This is a genomic window from Microbacterium sp. LMI13-1-1.1 (assembly GCF_040815625.1).
Lineage (GTDB): Bacteria > Actinomycetota > Actinomycetes > Actinomycetales > Microbacteriaceae > Microbacterium > Microbacterium forte.
Genome location: NZ_JBFPNL010000006.1, coordinates 378,702 through 397,159, shown reverse-complemented (window position 1 = coordinate 397,159; position 18,458 = coordinate 378,702). Strand labels below are relative to the sequence as shown.

General features: G+C 70.5%; 14 protein-coding genes. 2 read left to right on the top strand and 12 right to left on the bottom strand.

The genetic code is table 11. The features are described from left to right. Positions 1-4 precede the first annotated feature (4 nt). From MRBLMI13_RS15350 to MRBLMI13_RS15335, 4 genes are all read right to left on the bottom strand, one after another. Positions 5-1,804: a thioredoxin domain-containing protein gene (locus tag MRBLMI13_RS15350; protein ID WP_367823397.1), complete on the bottom strand. Its 1,800-nt coding sequence runs from the start codon at positions 1,802-1,804 to the stop codon at positions 5-7. A gap of 37 nt (positions 1,805-1,841) precedes the next feature. Then, entirely contained in the window at positions 1,842-2,411 is a 570-nt protein-coding gene (gene msuE / locus MRBLMI13_RS15345) for an FMN reductase (RefSeq protein WP_042537450.1), read from the bottom strand. Between the two features lie 76 nt (positions 2,412-2,487). Continuing rightward, the gene (locus tag MRBLMI13_RS15340; protein ID WP_042537356.1) at positions 2,488-3,324 is read right to left on the bottom strand and encodes an aldo/keto reductase; all 837 of its coding nucleotides are present in this window, start codon (positions 3,322-3,324) and stop codon (positions 2,488-2,490) included. Further along, positions 3,321-4,508, bottom strand: coding sequence for a heparan-alpha-glucosaminide N-acetyltransferase domain-containing protein (locus MRBLMI13_RS15335; protein WP_367823399.1), 1,188 nt, complete (start codon positions 4,506-4,508; stop codon positions 3,321-3,323). Before MRBLMI13_RS15335 ends, MRBLMI13_RS15340 begins: the two co-directional genes overlap by 4 nt. Before the next feature lie 25 nt (positions 4,509-4,533). Between MRBLMI13_RS15335 and hrpA the strand changes: the two genes are divergently transcribed. Both hrpA and MRBLMI13_RS15325 read left to right on the top strand, forming a co-directional pair. Then, a complete protein-coding gene (gene hrpA / locus MRBLMI13_RS15330; RefSeq protein WP_367823401.1) occupies positions 4,534-8,421 on the top strand; it encodes an ATP-dependent RNA helicase HrpA in 3,888 nt (1,295 codons plus the stop codon). Positions 8,422-8,430: 9 nt separating this feature from the next. Continuing rightward, positions 8,431-9,375, top strand: a complete 945-nt coding sequence (locus MRBLMI13_RS15325) for a quinone oxidoreductase family protein (RefSeq protein ID WP_367823403.1) — start codon at positions 8,431-8,433, stop codon at positions 9,373-9,375. Positions 9,376-9,486: 111 nt separating this feature from the next. On the opposite strand, the gene MRBLMI13_RS15320 is transcribed toward MRBLMI13_RS15325, so the two are convergent. The 8 genes from MRBLMI13_RS15320 to MRBLMI13_RS15285 all read right to left on the bottom strand — a co-directional run bounded on the left by MRBLMI13_RS15320 (position 9,487) and on the right by MRBLMI13_RS15285 (position 18,380). Continuing rightward, positions 9,487-10,083 (bottom strand): alkylhydroperoxidase domain protein, encoded by a 597-nt coding sequence (locus tag MRBLMI13_RS15320; RefSeq protein WP_309690134.1) that lies wholly within the window; start codon positions 10,081-10,083, stop codon positions 9,487-9,489. Further along, positions 10,080-10,670 carry a CMD domain protein gene (locus tag MRBLMI13_RS15315; RefSeq protein ID WP_367823406.1) on the bottom strand — a complete coding sequence of 197 codons (591 nt, stop codon included), beginning with the start codon at positions 10,668-10,670 and terminating at the stop codon, positions 10,080-10,082. Before MRBLMI13_RS15315 ends, MRBLMI13_RS15320 begins: the two co-directional genes overlap by 4 nt. After that, entirely contained in the window at positions 10,667-11,686 is a 1,020-nt protein-coding gene (locus MRBLMI13_RS15310; protein WP_367823408.1) for a putative FMN-dependent luciferase-like monooxygenase, read from the bottom strand. Before MRBLMI13_RS15310 ends, MRBLMI13_RS15315 begins: the two co-directional genes overlap by 4 nt. Then, positions 11,683-13,311: a dipeptide ABC transporter ATP-binding protein gene (locus MRBLMI13_RS15305; RefSeq protein WP_367823410.1), complete on the bottom strand. Its 1,629-nt coding sequence runs from the start codon at positions 13,309-13,311 to the stop codon at positions 11,683-11,685. The genes MRBLMI13_RS15310 and MRBLMI13_RS15305 overlap by 4 nt, the downstream gene beginning before the upstream one ends. Further along, a complete protein-coding gene (locus tag MRBLMI13_RS15300; protein ID WP_367823412.1) occupies positions 13,308-14,201 on the bottom strand; it encodes an ABC transporter permease in 894 nt (297 codons plus the stop codon). Before MRBLMI13_RS15300 ends, MRBLMI13_RS15305 begins: the two co-directional genes overlap by 4 nt. Then, a complete protein-coding gene (locus tag MRBLMI13_RS15295; protein WP_042537339.1) occupies positions 14,198-15,145 on the bottom strand; it encodes an ABC transporter permease in 948 nt (315 codons plus the stop codon). Before MRBLMI13_RS15295 ends, MRBLMI13_RS15300 begins: the two co-directional genes overlap by 4 nt. A gap of 22 nt (positions 15,146-15,167) precedes the next feature. After that, positions 15,168-16,802: a TIGR04028 family ABC transporter substrate-binding protein gene (locus MRBLMI13_RS15290; protein ID WP_367823415.1), complete on the bottom strand. Its 1,635-nt coding sequence runs from the start codon at positions 16,800-16,802 to the stop codon at positions 15,168-15,170. 165 nt (positions 16,803-16,967) lie between these two features. Continuing rightward, positions 16,968-18,380 carry an NtaA/DmoA family FMN-dependent monooxygenase gene (locus MRBLMI13_RS15285; RefSeq protein WP_367823417.1) on the bottom strand — a complete coding sequence of 471 codons (1,413 nt, stop codon included), beginning with the start codon at positions 18,378-18,380 and terminating at the stop codon, positions 16,968-16,970. Between the last annotated feature and the right edge of the window lie 78 nt (positions 18,381-18,458).

The window sequence follows — 18,458 nt, the reverse complement described above, 5'->3', positions numbered from 1 at the left end:
GTGCTCACCGCGCGAGAGGAAGCTCGGCGGGATCGCTCACGGGGAGCCGGCACACGAACGATCGGCAGTCGAACGCCTGCTCGCCCGGACTCCCCTTGCCCTCGAACAGCTCGAAGCCGGCGTCCGCGAATGCCCCCGCCTGCTCCGGGGTGACGATCGCGACGACATCGGCGTCTGCCCGACGAGCGGCGGACGCGAGGGCACCCTGCGGCGCCTCGGTGACGACGACGACCTGCCTGGGGGCATCGACGAGCCCCGCGGCGACCCGCAGCAGACTGCCGTGAGCGAACGGCTGACCGATCGCCGAGCCGGCGTGCTCGCGCACTCGCGCTGCCGCGGCTTCGCGATAGCGGTCCCCTGCACCGAGCCGCCAGGCCGTGAGCGATGCGGCGGCGACCGCGGCCGCATCCGAAGGCAGGTCTCCGTCGGTCTGATCGGGCGCGGCCGCGATGCCGTGCTCAGCGAGCAGCGGATCGCCCTGGATGCCGGAGAGGACCACATCGAGCAGGTCGCGCCCCTCGACGGCCCACCGAGGATCGCCGGTCGCGGCGGCGAGCGAGAACAGCCCGTCGGCGAGCAGCGCGACATCAGCGGCGGTCGCGACGGCCTGCGACGCGACGCCGTCGAGAGACGCGCGCACCAGAGCGCCCGCCCTGTCGCGGTTCACCCGCAGCACGTATGCCGCGGCATCCTCCGCCTCGGCGACCCAGGTGGGCTCGCCGAGCCTCGACCCGGCGCGCGCCAGCGCCCCGACGGCGAGCCCGTTCCAGCCCGTGATGACCTTGCCGTCGACAGCCGGGGGCTCGAGTCCCGCCCGTTCGGTCACCGGTCGCAGGTAGTACCCGCCCTCGCTGCGCTGACCGTCGATCCACGACTCCGAATCCTGAGCGGCGCCGAAACCGCCGCCCTCGCGGCGCAGAGTGCCCACGAGGAAGTCCGCGATACCGCGCGCGGTCGACTCGTCCCCCGCATCCAGTGCCACGAGCAGCAGCTGGGCGTTGTCGGTCAGCATCCGCTCGTAATGCGGCACGGTCCAGTCGCGTTGCGTCGCGTAGCGGAAGAAACCGCCGTCGGCATCGCGCAGATCGGATGCCGACATCGCGGCGAGCGCCCGATCGGCCGCGGCCGCGGCATCCGGAGCCTCCCGCCGCACCAGCGGCGTCTGCAGCAGGCCCAGGGTCGTCGCGACGGGGAACTTCGGGGCGCCGCCGAATCCGCCGAACTGCCGATCCTCGCGTGCAGCGATGGCCTCGGCCGCCCCGGCGAGCGCCGCGGCGTCAGGCAGATCCGAGGGCACGGCGGCCCCCGCTCTGGCGAGCGCATCGGTCACGGCATCCGCCGACTCCTCGGCCTGCACCCGGCGCAGGGTCCAGGCCTCGTTCACGGCCGCGAGGACGTCGCGGAACGCGGGCAGGGGCTGTCGCGCCTCGGGCGGCCAGTAGGTGCCTGCATAGAACGTGCGGCCCCGCGGAGTCGTGAACACCGTCAGCGGCCACCCCAGGTTCTGCGTGAACGCCGACGCTGCGGCCATGTAGGCACCGTCGACGTCGGGGTGCTCCTCGCGGTCGACCTTGATCGCCACGAAGTCGCGGTTGATCAGGGCGGCCGTGTGCGGGTCGGCGAACGACTCCCTCGCCATCACGTGGCACCAATGGCATGTCGAATAGCCGATGGAGATCAGCAGCGGCACGTCGCGCCGCTGCGCTTCGGCGAAGGCCTCCGGCCCCCAGGGATACCAGTCGACGGGGTTGTCCGCGTGCGCACGGAGGTAGGGGCTGAGCGTGTCGGCGAGCCGGTTCGTCATACCCCCACGCTACGCCGGTCGGGCCTCGACGAGACGGTCAGGAGACGAGCAGCTCCACGGGCCGGGAAGCGGCGTAGCCGACGAGAGGCAGCGCGCGGTCTGCGGCGAGCTCGATCCGTGCGCGGAGCACGTCGGATGCGATCACGTAGCCGTCGAAGTCGGTGTCGCTGGCGTAGACGCCGAGCGGCAGCGTCAGCGCCTGGAAGAAGGCGAACAGCGGCCGCAGCTGGTGCTCGATGATCAGCGCGTGGCGCTCTCCTCCTCCGGTCGCCGCGAGCAGCACCGGCTTGCCGACGAGCTCGTACTGGCCGACGAAGTCGAACAGATGCTTGAACAGGCCGGTGAAGGACGCGCGGTAGACGGGGCTGCCCACGATCAGCAGGTCTGACGCCTCGATGGCCACGAGCTTCTCCTCGACGCTCGCCGGCAGCTGGTCGCGACGAAGCGCCCCCGCGAGCGACGGACCGATGTCGGTGAGCTCGATGACCTCGATCTCGACCTCGGCGCGCTCGGCGATCGCCCCCGCGATCGCACGGATGAGGGCCGTGGTCTTGCTGGGCTCGTGCAGAGAACCGGAGACGGCGACGACGCGGTAGGGAGCAGTCATGCCGTTGACGCTACTCACGACGACGCCCCGTGTCGCGCGAAGCGACACGGGGCGTCATCTGTCGAAACGGGACGCCTCAGTTGACGTCGTCGGGGTGCGAGCCGACGCGGCCCGAGCCGTCGAGCGGGTCGAGCGCGTCGATCTTCGCGATCTCGGCGTCGGTCAGCTCGAAGCCGAAGACGTCGAGGTTCTCGCGCAGACGCTCTGCCCGCACCGACTTCGGGAAGACGATGAAGCCCTTCTGCAGGTGCCAGCGCAGCACGGCCTGGGCGGGGGTGACGCCGTGCGCCGCTGCAGCCTCGGCGATCGCCGGCGTGCCGAACAGGTCGTACTTGCCCTGGCCGAGCGGCCCCCACGATTCGATGCGGATGCCGTGCTCGGTCGCCCAGTCCACGACGTCGCGCTGCTGGTAGGCGGGGTGCAGTTCGATCTGGTTGACCGCCGGGGTGACGCCGGTCTCGGCCACGACGCGCTCGAGGTGCGGCACCAGGAAGTTCGAGACGCCGATGCTGCGCGTGAGGCCGGCGTCGCGCAGCTCGATGAGCTTGGCGAACGCGTGCACGTAGTCGTCCTTGGCCGGGGTGGGCCAGTGCACGAGGTAGAGGTCGACCGCATCCAGACCGAGCTTCTCGAGGCTCTCGCCGATCGCCGCACGCGGCTCCTCGCCGTGGTGCCGGTCGTTCCAGAGCTTCGTGGTGATGAACAGCTCGTCGCGGGCGATGCCGGATGCGGCGATGGCCGCGCCGACGCCCTCTTCGTTGCCGTAGATGGCGGCCGTGTCGATGTGGCGGTAGCCGATCTCGAGCGCCTCGCTCACGGCGCGCTCGGTCTCGTCGGCCGGAACCTTGAACACCCCGTAGCCGAGCTGCGGGATGGAATGGCCGTCGTTCAGTTCGAGTGCAGGAATCGTCATGGTCCCACCCTACGACCTGTGATGACAGGTGGCCCCGGGGGAACCGCGGCCATCCTCGTCGCAGCCCAGCCGACGAGTCGTTCGAGCGGCCCTCGCCCGAACAGGATCGACCACAGCGTCGTGGCGAGAAGGAGCACGATCGCGGTGGCGGCCCAGAACGCGTTGCTCGAGAAGAAGCCGCCGGGTCCTGCGATCAGCGCGACCGACGCGACGTGCACGCTGTAAGCCGACAGCGGCATCGATCCCAACGCCCCCAGCGGAAGCAGCACCGCGCGCAGCGGTCCGCTGAGCAGCACGCACAGCGCGATGACCGACAGGGCGAACCCGCCGGACCCCAGGATCTCGGCCGTTCCGCCGGAGTGCGGATCTACGGCGGAGATCGCCCGGATGACGGCCCCAGCCGGGTCCGCCGCGGCCAGCGCATCGGGGTAGGTGCTCCATCCTGCGGCGCCCTCTCCGCCTGTCATCCACGAGGAGGATCTGATGCCGGTGACACCCCCGACGAGGCCGAGCCCATAGCCGACGAGCATGAGCCCCACGCCGACGCCGAACGTGATCGCCGCGGTCTCGAGCTTCTCGACGTGCAGGCGCCCGAGAGCCATGCCGGCGAAGACGAACGCGAGCCACGCCGTGATCGGATACGAGCCGTAGAGCACGAGGCTGATGCCCGCTCCGGTGGGGTACAGCGTGAGGGCGGCCAGCAGCGCGAGTACGGCCGGCGCCGCGAGCGCCAGGATGCCGGCGGCGATCAGCAGCTTCCAGGGCTGCCACCGGAGGAACGGGATGACGGCCACGTAGAGAAGGCCGTAAAGGGTGAGGATCACCGCGATCGGCGTGTTCAGCATCTCGAGCGCCAGACCGATCAGGAAGATCACCGCTCCGCGACCGACGAGCTGCAGGCGGATGCTCGGCATCCGCTCGGGGTCCGGCAGCGCGCTGCGCCCGGTCATCAAGGCGATCGAGATTCCGGCGAGCACCGCGAACAGGATCGACGAGCGCCCGTGCACCAGGTCGGTCCACGTCGACAGGTCGAACGGATCGAACGCCTCGGTCTCGCCGATGTGCGCGCCGGCCATGCCGAGGATCGCGAGGCCTCGGGCGACATCGAGGCCGAGGATGCGCGGGGGCCGCCCGAACTCACGAAACCACCGCGTTGCAGGAAGGGGCTTCGACACAGTGCTCACGGATGAATCGTACGATGGGAGTTCTATGCCTTCCCCCGTGATCTTCTATCCTCCCGAGCTGCCCGTCAGCGCTGCGCGGGACGAGATCGCCGACGCCATCCGCGACAACCAGGTGGTCATCGTCGCCGGAGCCACCGGGTCGGGCAAGACGACTCAGCTTCCGAAGATCTGCCTCGACCTCGGGCGCGAGCGCATCGCACACACGCAGCCCCGTCGACTGGCCGCCCGCACGATCGCCGAACGCGTCGCTGAGGAGCTGCAGGTCGAGCTCGGCACCCTCGTCGGTTACAAGGTGCGCTTCACCGACAAGGTGTCGGACGAGACGCGCATCGCGCTGATGACCGACGGCATCCTGCTCAACGAGATCCACCGCGACAGGCTGCTGCGTCGCTACGACACGATCATCATCGACGAGGCGCACGAGCGCTCGCTCAACGTCGACTTCCTGCTCGGCTACCTCGTGCGAATCCTCCCCGAGCGCCCCGATCTCAAGGTGATCATCACCTCGGCGACGATCGATCCCGAGAGCTTCGCCCGGCACTTCGCCTCGCCCGACGGCGTGCCTGCGCCGGTCATCGAGGTGTCGGGACGCACCTTCCCCGTCGAGATCCGCTATCGGGCCCAGACGGACGAGACGGAGAACGCCGAGGAGGCCGACGAGGTCACCGCGATCGTCGCCGCGCTGCGCGAGCTCGACCGCGAGGAACCGGGCGATGTGCTCGTGTTCCTGCCAGGCGAGGCCGAGATCAGGGACGCGGCGGATGCCGTGCGCGGCGCCTATTCGAAGGACCGCTCCCCCACCGAGGTGCTGCCGCTGTACGGCCGGTTGTCGGCCGCCGAGCAGCACCGGGTGTTCGAGAAGAGCCGCGTCGCCGGGGTGCGGCGCCGCGTCGTGCTCGCCACGAACGTCGCCGAGACCAGCCTCACGGTTCCCGGCATCCGCTATGTGATCGACACCGGCACCGCGCGCATCTCGCGCTACAGCAACCGGTCGAAGGTGCAGCGGCTGCCGATCGAGGCGATCTCGCAGGCGTCCGCGAACCAGCGCTCCGGCCGTGCCGGGCGCACGAGCGACGGCATCGCGATCCGCCTCTACAGCGAAGAGGACTTCGAGAGTCGGGCGGAGTTCACGGAGCCCGAGATCCTGCGCACGTCGCTCGCCTCGGTCATCCTGCAGATGCTGTCGCTCGGGTTCGGCGACATCACGGCATTCCCGTTCCTCACTCCGCCGGACTCCCGCGGCGTGAAGGCCGCCGTCGATCTGCTCACCGAACTCGGCGCCGTGACAGGAAGCGGCGACAGCCCCCGCCTCACCCGCATCGGCCGGGACATCTCGCGCATCCCGATCGACCCCCGCTTCGCCCGCATGCTCATCGAGGCCGGCCGCCCCGGCGGGGCGGATGTCACGCGCGACGTGCTCGCGATCGTCGCCGGCATGTCGATCCAGGACGTGCGCGAGCGTCCGTCGCAGGAGGCGCCCCAGAGCGTGCGCGACGAGGCCGACCGGATGCACGCGCGATTCGCCGACCCGACGAGCGACTTCCTCTCGATCCTGAACCTCTGGAACCACCTCAGAGAGCAGCAGCGCGAACTCGGCTCGAGCGCCTTCCGTCGACTCTGCCGGTCGGAGCACCTCAACTACGTCCGCGTGCGCGAGTGGTTCGACGTGCACCGACAGCTGCGGTCGCTGGTGAAGGACAAGGACTCAGGGCGCTCGGGAAGCGCGGATCCGGAGGCGATCCACCGCGCCCTGCTCGCGGGTCTGCTGTCCCAGATCGGCATCCTCGACGAGCGCAACACCGGCAAGGGCATCGATCCCAAGAAGAAGAGGATGGCGGAGTACCGCGGCGCCCGCGGCATCCGCTTCTCGATCTTCCCCGGCTCTGCGCTGCGCAAGAAGGCCCCGCAGGCGGTCATGGCCGCCGAGATCGTCGAGACCTCACGCACCTACGCCCGCACGGTCGCCGCGATCGATCCCGCCTGGGCCGAGGCGCTCGCGGGCGACCTCGCGAAGCGCCAGATCACCGAGCCGCACTGGTCGAAGGATGCGGGGGCCGCTGTCGCCTACGAGAAGGTGACGCTGTTCGGGGTCGAGATCATCCCCCGCCGTCGCGTGCAGTTCGCCCGCATCGACCGCGCAGCCTCGCGCGAGATGTTCGTGCGGCATGCGCTCGTCGAGGGCGAGTGGGACCCGACCCGCATCGACAAGCGGGTCAGCGCGTTCTGGCGCAGCAACGCCGAGCTGCGCAAGCGCCTCGAGAAGCTCGAGGAGCGCGAACGCCGCCGCGACATCCTCGCCGGCGACGAGGCGGTCTTCCGCTTCTACGACGAGCGCATCCCTGCCGACGTCTTCGACGTGCGCTCGTTCGAGAAGTGGTGGCGCGAGACCCTGGCCGCCACACCGAAGCTGCTCGTGATGCGCGAGGCGGACCTGCTCGACGACGAGAGCAGAGCGGATCAGAGCGAGTTCCCCACCCGATGGACCCAGGGCGATCAGGTGCTCGGACTCGCCTACCGCTTCGAACCGGGAGCCGCGGACGACGGCGTCAGCGTCGTGATCCCGCTCCCCCTTCTCGCGCAGATCGAGGATCGCGGGTTCGACTGGCAGGTACCCGGCCTGCGAGCGGAACTCGTCACCGGACTGCTCCGCGCGCTGCCGAAGGCGATCCGCCGCCATGTGGTGCCCGCCGCCGACTGGGCCGACAAGTTCGGGGTCGAGCTCGCCGGAGACGGGCCCGAGTCGCACGGCGGCCTCCCGAACCGCACGCTGAAAGAGGCGCTCGCACGCCTCATCCAGCCCCTCGCGAATCAGCTCGTGTCGGCTGCCGACTTCGAGGACGACCGTGTGCCCGGGCACCTGCGCATGAACTTCCGCGCCGTCGACGAGCGCGGACGCGTCGCCGGATCGAACCGCGACCTCAGCACCCTGCAGGCGGAGCTCGCCGATCGGGCCCGCAGCAGCGTGGCCCGGTCGATCGCAGCCCCGCCTCGCCGACCGGGGCCGTCGAACGGCCCGCGGCCCGTGGCCGCTGCCGCATCGATCGAACAGGACGGCCTGACATCCTGGACGTTCGGCGAGCTCCCCGAGGTGCTCGACACCCGCGTCGCCGGCGGTGTCGTCCGCGGCTATCCGGCGATCGTCGATCAGGGCAAGACCGTCTCGGTGCGCGTGGAATCGACAGCCGACGCTGCGATCACGGCCACTCGCGCCGGCGTGCGGCGACTGGTGCTGCTCGGCGTGCCCTCGCCCTCGTCGTATGTGCAGCAGCACCTCACCAGCCAGGAGAAGCTCGCGCTCGCCGCGTCGCCGTATCAGTCCGCGGCGGCCCTCATCGAGGACTGCCGTGCCGCCGTGGTGCAGAAGCTGATCGACCGCGAGGCTCCCGGCGGGATCGTGCGCACCCAGGTCGATTTCGAGCGCGTGCGCGACGCCGTCTCGGCCTCCCTCGTCGACGAGCTGTTCGCCTGCGTCTCGCTCGTCGCCCGCATCCTCACGAAGGCGCGTGACGTCGAGCGCGGCATCAGGTCGCAGAACTCGCTCGCTCTGCTCGGGCCGCTCAACGACATCCGCACGCAGCTCTCCGGCCTCCTGCACCCGGGCTTCGTCTCTGCCGCGGGCGTCGATCGCCTCGCGCACTTCCCCCGGTACCTCGACGGGATGCTCGACCGGCTGAAGACCCTGGCGAACGAACCGGGCAAGGACCGCACCCGCATGAGCGAGTTCGAGCGCATGGCGAAGGTGTTCGAGGATGCCGGTGGGACGATCCCGCTCGAGCCCGGAGCCCCCGCTGCGCTCGTCGAGACCCGCTGGCTGCTCGAGGAGTATCGCGTGAGCGTGTTCGCGCAGCGGCTCGGCACTGCCCAGCCCGTCTCGCCGCAGCGCATCATGAAGGTGCTGGCATCCCGGGGGTAGCCTGAGGGCATGGCTCGCGCGATCGTCTACACAGAGTTCGGTTCCCCTGATGTGCTGCACCTGATCGAGGTCCCCGATCCGATCGCGCTCGACGGCGAGGCCGTGGTGCGCATCGAAGCGGCAGGGGCCAACCCGATCGACGCCAAGCTGCGCAGCGCGAAGCGGCCATCGCCGCCGATCACCGAGCCCCGCGCCGTCGGCTTCGACGGCGCCGGGGTGATCGAGTCGCTCGGCGACGACGTCGACGGCTTCGCCGTGGGCGACCGCGTGGCCATCCGCGACACCCTCGGCACCTACGCGAGCCTGCTCGCCGTGCCGGTCGAGAAGATGGTGGCGCTGCCCGATGCGGTCACCGCGGCCGAGGGCGCCGGCATCGGCATCCCGGCCGGCACCGCCTACCAGGCCCTCCGCTCGCTCGGGCTCGCGGAAGGCGACGTGCTGCTCGTGCACGGCGGCTCCGGCTCGGTCGGCCAGGCGGCCGTGCAGTTCGCCGTCGCCTGGGGCGCCACCGTGATCGCCACCGCCAGCCCTGCTCGACACGATCAGCTGCGCGAACTCGGCGCCACACCCGTCGCCTACGGGGACGGGCTGCTCGAACGAGTGCGCGAGGCCGCTCCGGACGGCGTGACCGTCGTCCTCGACTGCGCAGGCACCGACGAGGCGATCGACGCCTCGCTCGAGCTCGTCGCAGACCGCGACCGCATCGCGACGATCGTGCGCGGCCCGGATGCCGCGTCGTTCGGCATCCGCGCCTTCTCCGGCGGCTCCCCCACCCCGCTCTCCGAGCAGGAGCTCGCGTGGCGGGCCGAGGCGCTGGGCGCGACCGTCGAGCTGCTGGCGGCCGGCGACTTCGTCATCGAGCTCGGACCCGAGCTGCCGCTCGCCGAGGCGGCGCAGGCCCATGAGCTCATGGAGTCCGGCGCCGCCTCGGGCAAGATCGTGCTGATCCCGTAAAGCCTCAGGACCAGACGCCGGCCGCAGTGGATGCTGTGGCCAGCGAGATCGAGTTCGCGGTGATCAGTCGGCGCGTCGCTTCGGCGATCTGTTTCTGAGTCCTCGCCTGGTTCAGACGGCAGCGACCGGACGGCCGAGCGAGAGCATCAGTCGGTTCGCCCAGTTGAAGAACGCTGCCCCGTGGATGACGTCGGCGATCTCGAGATCGTCGAGGCCCGCCGCGCGCAGACGGGCGATCTCGTCGGCGCCGAACGCATTCGGGGTGTCGGTCAGCGCGACGGACGCCGCCACCACGGCGTTCCACCGCTCGCCGAGGTCGGCATCCACGCCCTCGTCGAGCAGGCGATCGACGTCGTCGACGCGCTTGCTGTGGTGCGCCGCGAAGCGCGAGTGCACCGAGGCGCAGAACACGCAGCCGTTGCGTCGGGATGCGGCCGTCGCCGAGAGCTCGCGCTCGGCGCGAGGCAGCCCTTCAGCGGCGTTGTAGAAGATGTCCTTGTCGACGAGCGTGCGCGCCTTGAGCACCTCGGGGTCGCGCGCGAGCAGACGGAAGTAGTCGTTCTTCGCGCGCGAGGCGTCGACGAGTCCGTCGTAGTGGCGCTCGGTCAGCTCCTCCTCGGCGAGTGGCGGGAGGTGAGGAGTCCAGCCGACCTCGGCCCGTGTGAACGCCTCGGGGTGCGGTGCGATGTCATGCAGCAGAGCGGTCATGCGGCGATTCCCTTCTGAAGTGCGGTCAGCCCTGTGACCACGCGCTGCTGGAACGCGAGGAACGACACCAGCTGCGACAGCGTCACGATGCCGTCGGCCGACCACCCCGCATCCACCAGCCGCTGGATGTCGTCCGCCGACGACTCCCGCGGACGGAACACGAGCAGGTGCGTGTGCGCGAGGGCCGCGGCGAGACGGTCGCCCAGCACTTCTGCGACCTCGGCCGACGGGGCGTAGCGCTCACCGTCGGTGTTCTCGGCCTGCAGCCCCGCCTCGGTGTAGGAGCCGAACGGCCCGGCGACCGCGGCATCCGTCGCCTCGGCGATCACGACCGCCGCGCGCTGCGGGTCCGCCGTCAGCGCCCGGTCTGCGTAGAACCTCCCTGTGGCGTCGTCGTCTCCGGCGAGGCGCGTGGCGAACGCGGCGATCAGCTCGCGCTCGGCCTGCGACACCTCCGTCGTCGAAACCGGCGCGAAGAGCGCATCGAAGCTCGCCTGCAGCTGCTCCCTGGTGACGGGGCGACGGCGCCGCAGCGCATCGAGCTCGGGCGTCACCCCCGCGATCTGATCGACGATGTCGGTGGTCATGCCTTCTCCTTGATGGTGTCGGTGCGGGTGTAGCCGAGAGCAGGGGCCACCTGCTCTGCGAACAGCTCGATCGAGCGCAGCACGTGCTCGTGCGGCGCATCGACCGAGTGGACCTGGAATGCCACCTCGGTGGCTCTCGCGAGGGTCGAGTCGGAGGCGAGCGACTCGGCGACCTGCTCGGGGGTGCCGAGGTGGGTGTCGAGCGCGAGGATCAGCTCGTCGAGGTCGTCGCCGGGGATCGTCTGCCCCTGACGACGGAAGCCCTCGGCGGCACGGCGCAGGCCGACCTCCGCGAAGCGCAGGGCCTCGGCGCGGTCGTCTGCCACGAACACAGTGCGCGAGGCGGTGATGCGCGGAGCGGTGCCGTCGGGCAGAGCTTCGAGATACGCGTCGATGATCGGATCCTGCAGCGCCGAGAGCGGGGCGTGCAGCGCGTCCGTCGACCGCGGCTGGGTACGCGACAGCAGCAGGCCGTGTCCGTGGATGCCGGCGCGGTGACCGCCTGGCGACGAGAACGTGGCCTGCCAGATGCGGTCGGCGAGGCTGCCGGCATCCGGATAGAGAGTGTTGTCCGCGCCGATGTCGCGCCCCGAGAGCGCGTCGAGGAGAAGTCGGAGCTTGCGGTCGTAGGTCGGCGCCTTGTCGCGCACGTCCTCGCCGAACGGGATGAACGACGCCGGCGTCCCTCCGCTTCCCAGCCCCAGATCGATGCGGCCGCCCGAGAGCAGATCGGCGACGACGGCATCCTCGGCGACGCGCACCGCATCTTCGAGCGGAAGCGTGACGACGCCGGTGCCCAGGCGGATGCGCGACGTCTGCGCGGCGACGTTCGCCAGGAACACGAGCGGTGAAGGGAGCCCGCCCTCCGCCGCACGGAAGTGATGCTGCGCCACCCAGGCACGTCCGACGCCGTGACGCTCGGCGTGCTGGATCTGCTCGGTGGCGAGCGCGTATCGCTCGGCAGGAGACGCGTCATCGAGCAGACGTGTGAAGAAGGCGATCGTGGGTCCGGTCATGCGGGCTGCTCCGTTCGTCCGGGGACGGCTGCGAGCAGCTCCCTGGTGTACTCGTGCTGAGGGTCGTGGAAGAGGTCCTCGGTGTTGCCCTCCTCGACGATGCGCCCGCGGCGCATGACCGAGACCGTGTGGCTGATCCGGCGCACGACGGCGAGATCGTGCGAGATGAACAGGTAGGTCAGGCCGAGTTCCGACTGCAGCGAGGTGAGCAGTTCGAGGATGCGCGCCTGCACCGTCACGTCGAGGGCCGAGACCGCCTCGTCGAGCACGACGATCTCGGGGTCGATGGCGAGCGCCCTCGCGATCGCCACCCGCTGCCGCTGACCGCCCGAGAGCTCGCCCGGCGTTCGTCGGGCGACGTCGCTCGGCAGCGACACCCTGTCGAGCAGCGCCAGCGAGCGCTCCCTGCGTTCGGCGCGCGAGCCGACGCCGAAGTTCTGCAGCGGCTCGGCGACGATGTCGACGATCTGCTGCCGCGGGTCCAACGACGCGAACGGGTTCTGATAGACGAGCTGGATGCGGCGACGCAGGGCGCGCAGGCGCTGCCCCGACAGCCCGGTGACATCCTCTCCGTCGATCTCGATCGCACCGGCATCCGGCTGATGGAACCGCGTGACCAGTCGCGCGGTCGTGGTCTTGCCCGAACCCGACTCCCCGACCAGGGCGTGCGTCGTTCCCCTGCGCACCCGGAACGACACGTCGTCGACCGCGCGGAAGCGCTCACGCCCGGCGACCGCGAACTCCTTCACGAGTCCGGTCGCGGTGATCGCGAACGGGTTCTCCGCGGCCACCGCCGCAGCATCCCTCAGGAATGGCGGTGCCTCCGGCCGACGGAAACCGGTGGTGAATGCCGGAGCGTCGGCGAGCAGCTGCTTCGTGTACCCGTCTGAGGGTGCTGCGAGCACCTGCGCGCTCGCGCCCTGCTCGACGATGCGCCCGTCCTTGAGCACCACCAGTCGCTGCGCGCGGTCGGCGGCGACTCCGAGATCGTGGGTGACGAGCAGGATGCTCGTGCCCTCCTCGCGGCGCAGCTCGTCGAGCAGATCGAGCACCTTGCGCTGCACGGTGGCATCCAGTGCGCTGGTCGGCTCGTCGGCGATCAGCAGGCGGGGGCGCAGGGCGATCGCGGATGCGATGAGCACGCGCTGGCGCATGCCCCCGGAGAGCTCGTGCGGGTACTGGCGCACGCGCAGATCAGGGTCGTCGATGCCGACCCGCTCGAGCAGCTCGATCGCCCGCGCCCGGCGCGACCGACGGTCGCGGTGGCCGTGCAGCCGCAGCACCTCCTCGACCTGTGCGCCGATCGTGCGCACGGGATCGAGCGAGGTCACCGGGTCCTGCGGGACGAGACCGATCTCAGGACCGCGGATGCTGCGCAGCGCGCGATCCGACCAGCCCGAGATGTCGAGATCGCCGAGGCGCACCGCACCACCCTCGACCCTGCCGCCGGCCGGCAGCAGGCCGAGCAGGGCATGCGCGGTGGTGGACTTGCCCGACCCCGACTCGCCCACCAGCGCGAGCGCCTCCCCCTCGGCGATCTCGAACGAGACGCCGTGCACGACCTCGCGCCGACCCTCCCTGGTGGCGTACGAGACCCTGAGGTCGTCGACGGCGAGAACGGTCATCGTGATCTCCTTCCGATGCGGTGCGAGATGCGGTTGGCGCTGAGCACGACCGCGACCACGACCAGACCGGGCAGCGCGGTCAGCCACCAGGCGGTGGCGGTGTAGTTGCGACCCTCGGCGATGAGCAGACCCCATTCGGGGGTGGGCGGCGGAGCCCCGTAGCCGAGGAAGCCGAGTGTCGAGATCGCCAGGATCGCGGTGCCGAACTGCAATGCGGCGAGCGCCACGATCGGGGTGAGCGAGTTCGGCAGCACATGCCGGCGGAGCACCGTGAGGAACGTGCCACCGCTGCCGTACGCCGCCTCGACGTACTCGCTGCGACGCACCCGCGCGACCTCCGACCGCATCAGACGGGCGAACGCCGCGACGCTGCCGAGACCGACGGCGATGGCCGCGTTCACCGTGCCGAAGCCGAGCAGGATGATCACCGAGAGCGACAGCAGCAGGCCGGGGATCGCCAGCAGCACGTCGACCACGCGCATCAGGATGTCGTCGACGACGCCGCCGATGGCTCCGGCGATCGCGCCGAGGATGGTGCCCAGCGCGAGGCCGAGAGTGACGGCGATGAGGGCGCCGGAGAGCGAGTGCACGGCGCCGTGCACGACGCGCCCGAACAGGTCGCGCCCCAGGGTGTCGGTGCCGAACCAGTGCGCCGCGCTCGGCGGCAGCAGCTTGTCTGCAGGGGTGCCGGTGAGCGGGTCACCCGGGGCGAACGCCCCGGGGATCACCGCCCAGAGCACTGCGAGAGCGATCACGGCGACAGCGAGGTACAGATCCCACTGTCGTGCCCCGAGTCGCCGAGGTCGGCTGCTCGGGACGGATGCCGTGGCATCCTGCTGCGGAGGCTCGACGGCGGGGTCGGCGGATGCGGCGATGGCTGCGACGGTCATGCCGAGACTCCTGTCTTCGAGAGGGCGCGCTGGCGGGGATCGATCAGCGGGGTGACGAGGTCGACGGCGAAGCTGATGAGAACGAAGCCGAGCGCCGACAGCAGCACGACGCCCTGCAGCACGGGGATGTCCTGGTTGGAGACCGCCTGCTCGGTGAGCCTGCCGATGCCGGTACGGCCGAACACGGTCTCGGTGACGACCGCTCCCCCGACCAGTTCGCCGAAGAGCACGCCGGCGATCGTGAGCGTCGGCAGCGCCGCGTTGCGCGCCACCGAACGGGTGAGGACCCACGATGGTGGTGCGCCCTTGGCGCGCACCACGGTGATGAAGGGCTGCGCCTGCACCTGGTCGATCGCTCGCACCAGCACCTGTGCGAGTGGCGCCGAGATCGGCACGGCGAGCGTGAGCACGGGCAGGATCAGCCCCGCGACCGGGTCGGCGCCGACGACCGGCACCCAGCCGAGGCCGAACGAGAAGACCTGGATGAGCAGGATGCCGAGCCAGAAGACCGGCACGGCGACGAACAGACCCGGCACCTGGCGGATGCCGTCGCGCAGCCAGGCGAACGGTGCGAGCGAGGAGAGTCCTGCGACGAGCACCGCGATCAGCAGCGCCACCACGAGTCCGAGCGACGCGAGCAGCAGGGTCGACGGCAGCGCCTCGGCGAGCATCGTCAGCACCGGGGTGCCGAACTGCGTCGAGAAGCCGAAATCGCCGCCGAGGAACCCGAGCCCCGCATGCAGGTACTGCTGCCACCACGGCAGGTCGGTGCCGTACGTGGCGCGGATCCCGTCGAGCTGCTCCGGCGACAGCCCGAGGCTGGGGTCGGAGAACTTGATCAGGATCGCGTCGCCCGGCAGCAGCTGCAGCAGGAAGAAGGTGGCCGTGAAGGCCGCGATCAGGACGATCGCGGCCTGCCCGGCCCGTCGGAGGACGAAGTTCATCGATGCACCGTGTCGCTCGGGCTCAGTGCTCGGAGAGCCAGACGCCCGAGAAGGTGGGGCGACCGACCGACTCGAAGTCCACGCCGTGCACATAGGTCGCGGTGCCGTAGACCTGCGGCTCCTCGAACAGCGGGATGACGTATGCCTGCTCGGCGATGTAGTCCTGCACGGCCTGCGAGGCCTCGGCGCGCTTCCCGGTGTCCGGCTCCGAGGCGACCGCCTCCAGCAGAGCGTCGAGCTCGGCGTCGTTCGAGATCAGCACGTCGCGGTTCTTCGTGTGGTACTGGCTCTTGATCACGTCGAAGTCCGCGCGTCCGACCATCGAGTGGTAGAACCCCGTCTTCAGCGGGTCACGCGTGTCCTCGGCATACGAACCCGCATCCGCCGGCTTCACCGTGAGCTCCACACCGACCTTCGCGAGCTGCTGGGCGACGAGTTCGAGCGTCTGCTTCGAGAGCGGCTGCGGAGCGGCCTCGTAGACGGTGATCGACAGACGCTCTCCGTCCTTCTCGCGGATGCCGTCGGATCCCTCCGTCCATCCGGCCTCGTCGAGCAGCTCCTCGGCCTTCTCCGGGTCGTAGGCGTAGTGCTCGGACTCGTCCTTGTAGCCGAGTGCCTCCTGCGACAGCACCGAAGTCGCGACCGGGTAGTTCTCGGTGAACAGGGTGTCGACGACCTCCTGAGCGTCGACGGCGGCGACAAGGGCCTGACGCACCTTGATGTCGGCCAGAAGCGGGTTCTCGGGGCGCAGCGCGATGGAGTTGTTCACTCCGCGGGTCTGCGGCGCGTAGAGCGTGAAGCCCGCGCTCTCGACACGATCCTCGTCGAAGGCCTGCACGTAGCGCACGTAGTCTGCCTGACCGGCGAGCAGTGAGCCGATGCGCACCGAGTCCTCGGGCGTCACGAGGACATGCACGGCGTCGACGTAGGGCCGCCCCTGGTTGCCGGCACTCTCGGGTGCCCACGCGTAGTCCTCGCGAGCGGTCAGAGTGAACTCGGTGCCCAGCTTCTCGTCGGTGACCGTGAAGGGCCCTGCGCCGACGATGGCCTCGGCGTTGCCCGCACCGAAGTCCTCGATCGTGCCGTCGAGTGTGTCGGAGGAGAGGAGTCCGGAGTTGATGGTGGAGGTCGCCTGCAGGAACCCCGGGGCCGGGGCCGAGAAGCGGAACGTGACGGTGTCGTCGTCGACGACCTCGCTCGACGCGTAGTTGTTGATCGCCTCCGAGACGGTGAGTCCGCGCTCCGGATCGCCCAGGCCGTAGGTGTCGAAGTTCTTCGCCACGGCTGCGGCATCCACCGGGGTGCCGTCCGAGAACGTCACATCCGGCTTCAGGTTGAACGTGTACTCGGTGGCATCGGCGTTCACGGTCCAGTCCGACGCGATCCACGGCTCGATCTCGAGCGAGTCCGGGTTCTGCCAGGTGAGGCGGGCGGTGATGTTGTTGACCACGCCGCCATTCGGATAGAACCCCGCCTGCGGCGGATACAGGTTCGTGAACGTCTGGTGCTCGAGGTACGTGAGCGTGCCCCCGGTGATGGGGTCGCCGCCGGCGTCCGACTCGCCGGAGGGAGCGGGAGACGAGGCGCACGCCGCGAGGCTCGCGGCGAGGACGAGCGGAAGCGCGACTGCTGCTGCGCGGATGAGACGGCGGGTCATGCGGTCCTCCTGGGAAGGGATGCTGTGGTTCGTGGTGTGCGGGTGATGGTCACGCTAGGGACTCCCTGAGCCCCGCCGCGAATGGAGTCGTCACGCGCGGACGTGACCTGTCATGAGGCGTCATGACAGGTCACCGGGCGCAATCCGGCGTAATGATCCAGGGGGTCACCGGGTGGCGAGCGCGGACGAGGCTGCGTCTCGTCGGTCGACACCGAGACGGTCGCGCAAGGTGCCGGTGCTGCCCTCGTCCGCGCGCCTGAGCAGGCCACGACGACGCAGCTCTGGCCCCGCAAGGCGCGTGAACGCGTCGAACTGCGCGGGCTGGAAGGCCGACAGCACGTTGAAGCCGTCCGCCGCACCCTCGTCGCGCCAGGTCTCGAAGTGATCGGCGATCGTGGAGGCATCGCCGACAACGAAGGCTGCGGGCACGGCGTGCGCCGCCACCAGATGGCGCCAGGTGAGCGCGTGCGAGCTGCTCTGCCCCTCGACGTGCAGTCCCGCGATGCGGGCGAGCCGGTCGATCAGCGCGGCGCCGGCGTCACCCAGTCGCCGCGCATCGTCCGCTGATACCTCATCGTCGAAACCGGCCGCGCGCAGCCGGTCGTCCGGTGCCACCCCGAGCGCGTCGGCCAGTGCCGCGACCGATCGGTTCGTCGGGAAGGCCGTGCGCGACGGCTGAAGCCCTTCGGCGAGGGGCACGAGGGCGAGCAGCCGTTCGACGATGCGGTGCGCCTCGGCATCCGAGTCGGCGACGACGGGAAGCACGGGAGCGATCACCGCGAGCGCCTCGGGCGAGCGCCCGGCGGCGGCTGCGATGTCGCGCAGGTCACGCCGGGTGGCGATCGCATCCGCGAGGTTCGGGGCCGCGATCAGTGCCAGGTCTGCCTCGGTGGCCGCGAGCACACGCGACCGAGCAGACGTCCCCGCGTGCACGATCGGGATCTGCCCCTGCGGCGGCCTGGCCACGTTCAACGGACCGGAGACCCGCAGGTGCTCCCCGTGCAGGTCGGCGCCACGGAGGCCGTCCGGGTCGATCAGCACGCCGCGCTCGGCATCCGCGATCCAGGCGTCGTCGCTCCACGAGTCCCACAGGCGTCGCAGCGCCGCGACGAACTCCTCGGCGCGGTCGTATCGGGTCTCGTTGTCGGCGTGCGCGTCTCGGCCGTGGTTGCCCGCGGCGCGAGGCTCGGCGCCGGTGACGAGGTTGATGCCGGCGCGTCCACGGGTCAGCACGTCGAGGGAGGCGAGCGAGCGAGCGGTCGTGTAGGGGTCGGCGTAGGTCGTGTTCACGGTGGCGATGAGGCCGATGCGCGACGTGACGCCGGCGAGGAACAGCACCGCACTCACCGGGTCTATGCGCGCCAGCAGATACGGGTCGCGGAACTCGAGGTCGGGCCCGGTGGCCAGCCAGTCGCCGAAGAACAGGTAGTCGAGCCCGGCGTCCTCGCCCTCGCGCGCGATGTGACGGAGGATGTCGGCATCCGACGAGGGGTTCCGGTGCGCTCCTGGCTGACGCCAACCCGACGGATAGGCCCCGAGGGTGCGCACCATGGCGCCGATGATGAGGGGTTCGGTCATGCCCCCGAAAGTACGTGCGCCGCGGGCGGCCGCCAATCGCCGGGGAAGCTCGGAGACACGCAGCGCAATACGCCGACA

Bases quoted from the DNA above. Each gene is read 5' to 3' on its own strand.
- MRBLMI13_RS15350 (WP_367823397.1), bottom strand. From the start codon at position 1,804: ATGACGAACCGGCTCGCCGACACGCTCAGCCCCTACCTCCGTGCGCAC.
- msuE (WP_042537450.1), bottom strand. From the start codon at position 2,411: ATGACTGCTCCCTACCGCGTCGTCGCCGTCTCCGGTTCTCTGCACGAG.
- MRBLMI13_RS15340 (WP_042537356.1), bottom strand. From the start codon at position 3,324: ATGACGATTCCTGCACTCGAACTGAACGACGGCCATTCCATCCCGCAG.
- hrpA (WP_367823401.1), top strand. From the start codon at position 4,534: ATGCCTTCCCCCGTGATCTTCTATCCTCCCGAGCTGCCCGTCAGCGCT.
- MRBLMI13_RS15325 (WP_367823403.1), top strand. From the start codon at position 8,431: ATGGCTCGCGCGATCGTCTACACAGAGTTCGGTTCCCCTGATGTGCTG.
- MRBLMI13_RS15320 (WP_309690134.1), bottom strand. From the start codon at position 10,083: ATGACCGCTCTGCTGCATGACATCGCACCGCACCCCGAGGCGTTCACA.
- MRBLMI13_RS15315 (WP_367823406.1), bottom strand. From the start codon at position 10,670: ATGACCACCGACATCGTCGATCAGATCGCGGGGGTGACGCCCGAGCTC.
- MRBLMI13_RS15310 (WP_367823408.1), bottom strand. From the start codon at position 11,686: ATGACCGGACCCACGATCGCCTTCTTCACACGTCTGCTCGATGACGCG.
- MRBLMI13_RS15305 (WP_367823410.1), bottom strand. From the start codon at position 13,311: ATGACCGTTCTCGCCGTCGACGACCTCAGGGTCTCGTACGCCACCAGG.
- MRBLMI13_RS15300 (WP_367823412.1), bottom strand. From the start codon at position 14,201: ATGACCGTCGCAGCCATCGCCGCATCCGCCGACCCCGCCGTCGAGCCT.
- MRBLMI13_RS15295 (WP_042537339.1), bottom strand. From the start codon at position 15,145: ATGAACTTCGTCCTCCGACGGGCCGGGCAGGCCGCGATCGTCCTGATC.
- MRBLMI13_RS15290 (WP_367823415.1), bottom strand. From the start codon at position 16,802: ATGACCCGCCGTCTCATCCGCGCAGCAGCAGTCGCGCTTCCGCTCGTC.
- MRBLMI13_RS15285 (WP_367823417.1), bottom strand. From the start codon at position 18,380: ATGACCGAACCCCTCATCATCGGCGCCATGGTGCGCACCCTCGGGGCC.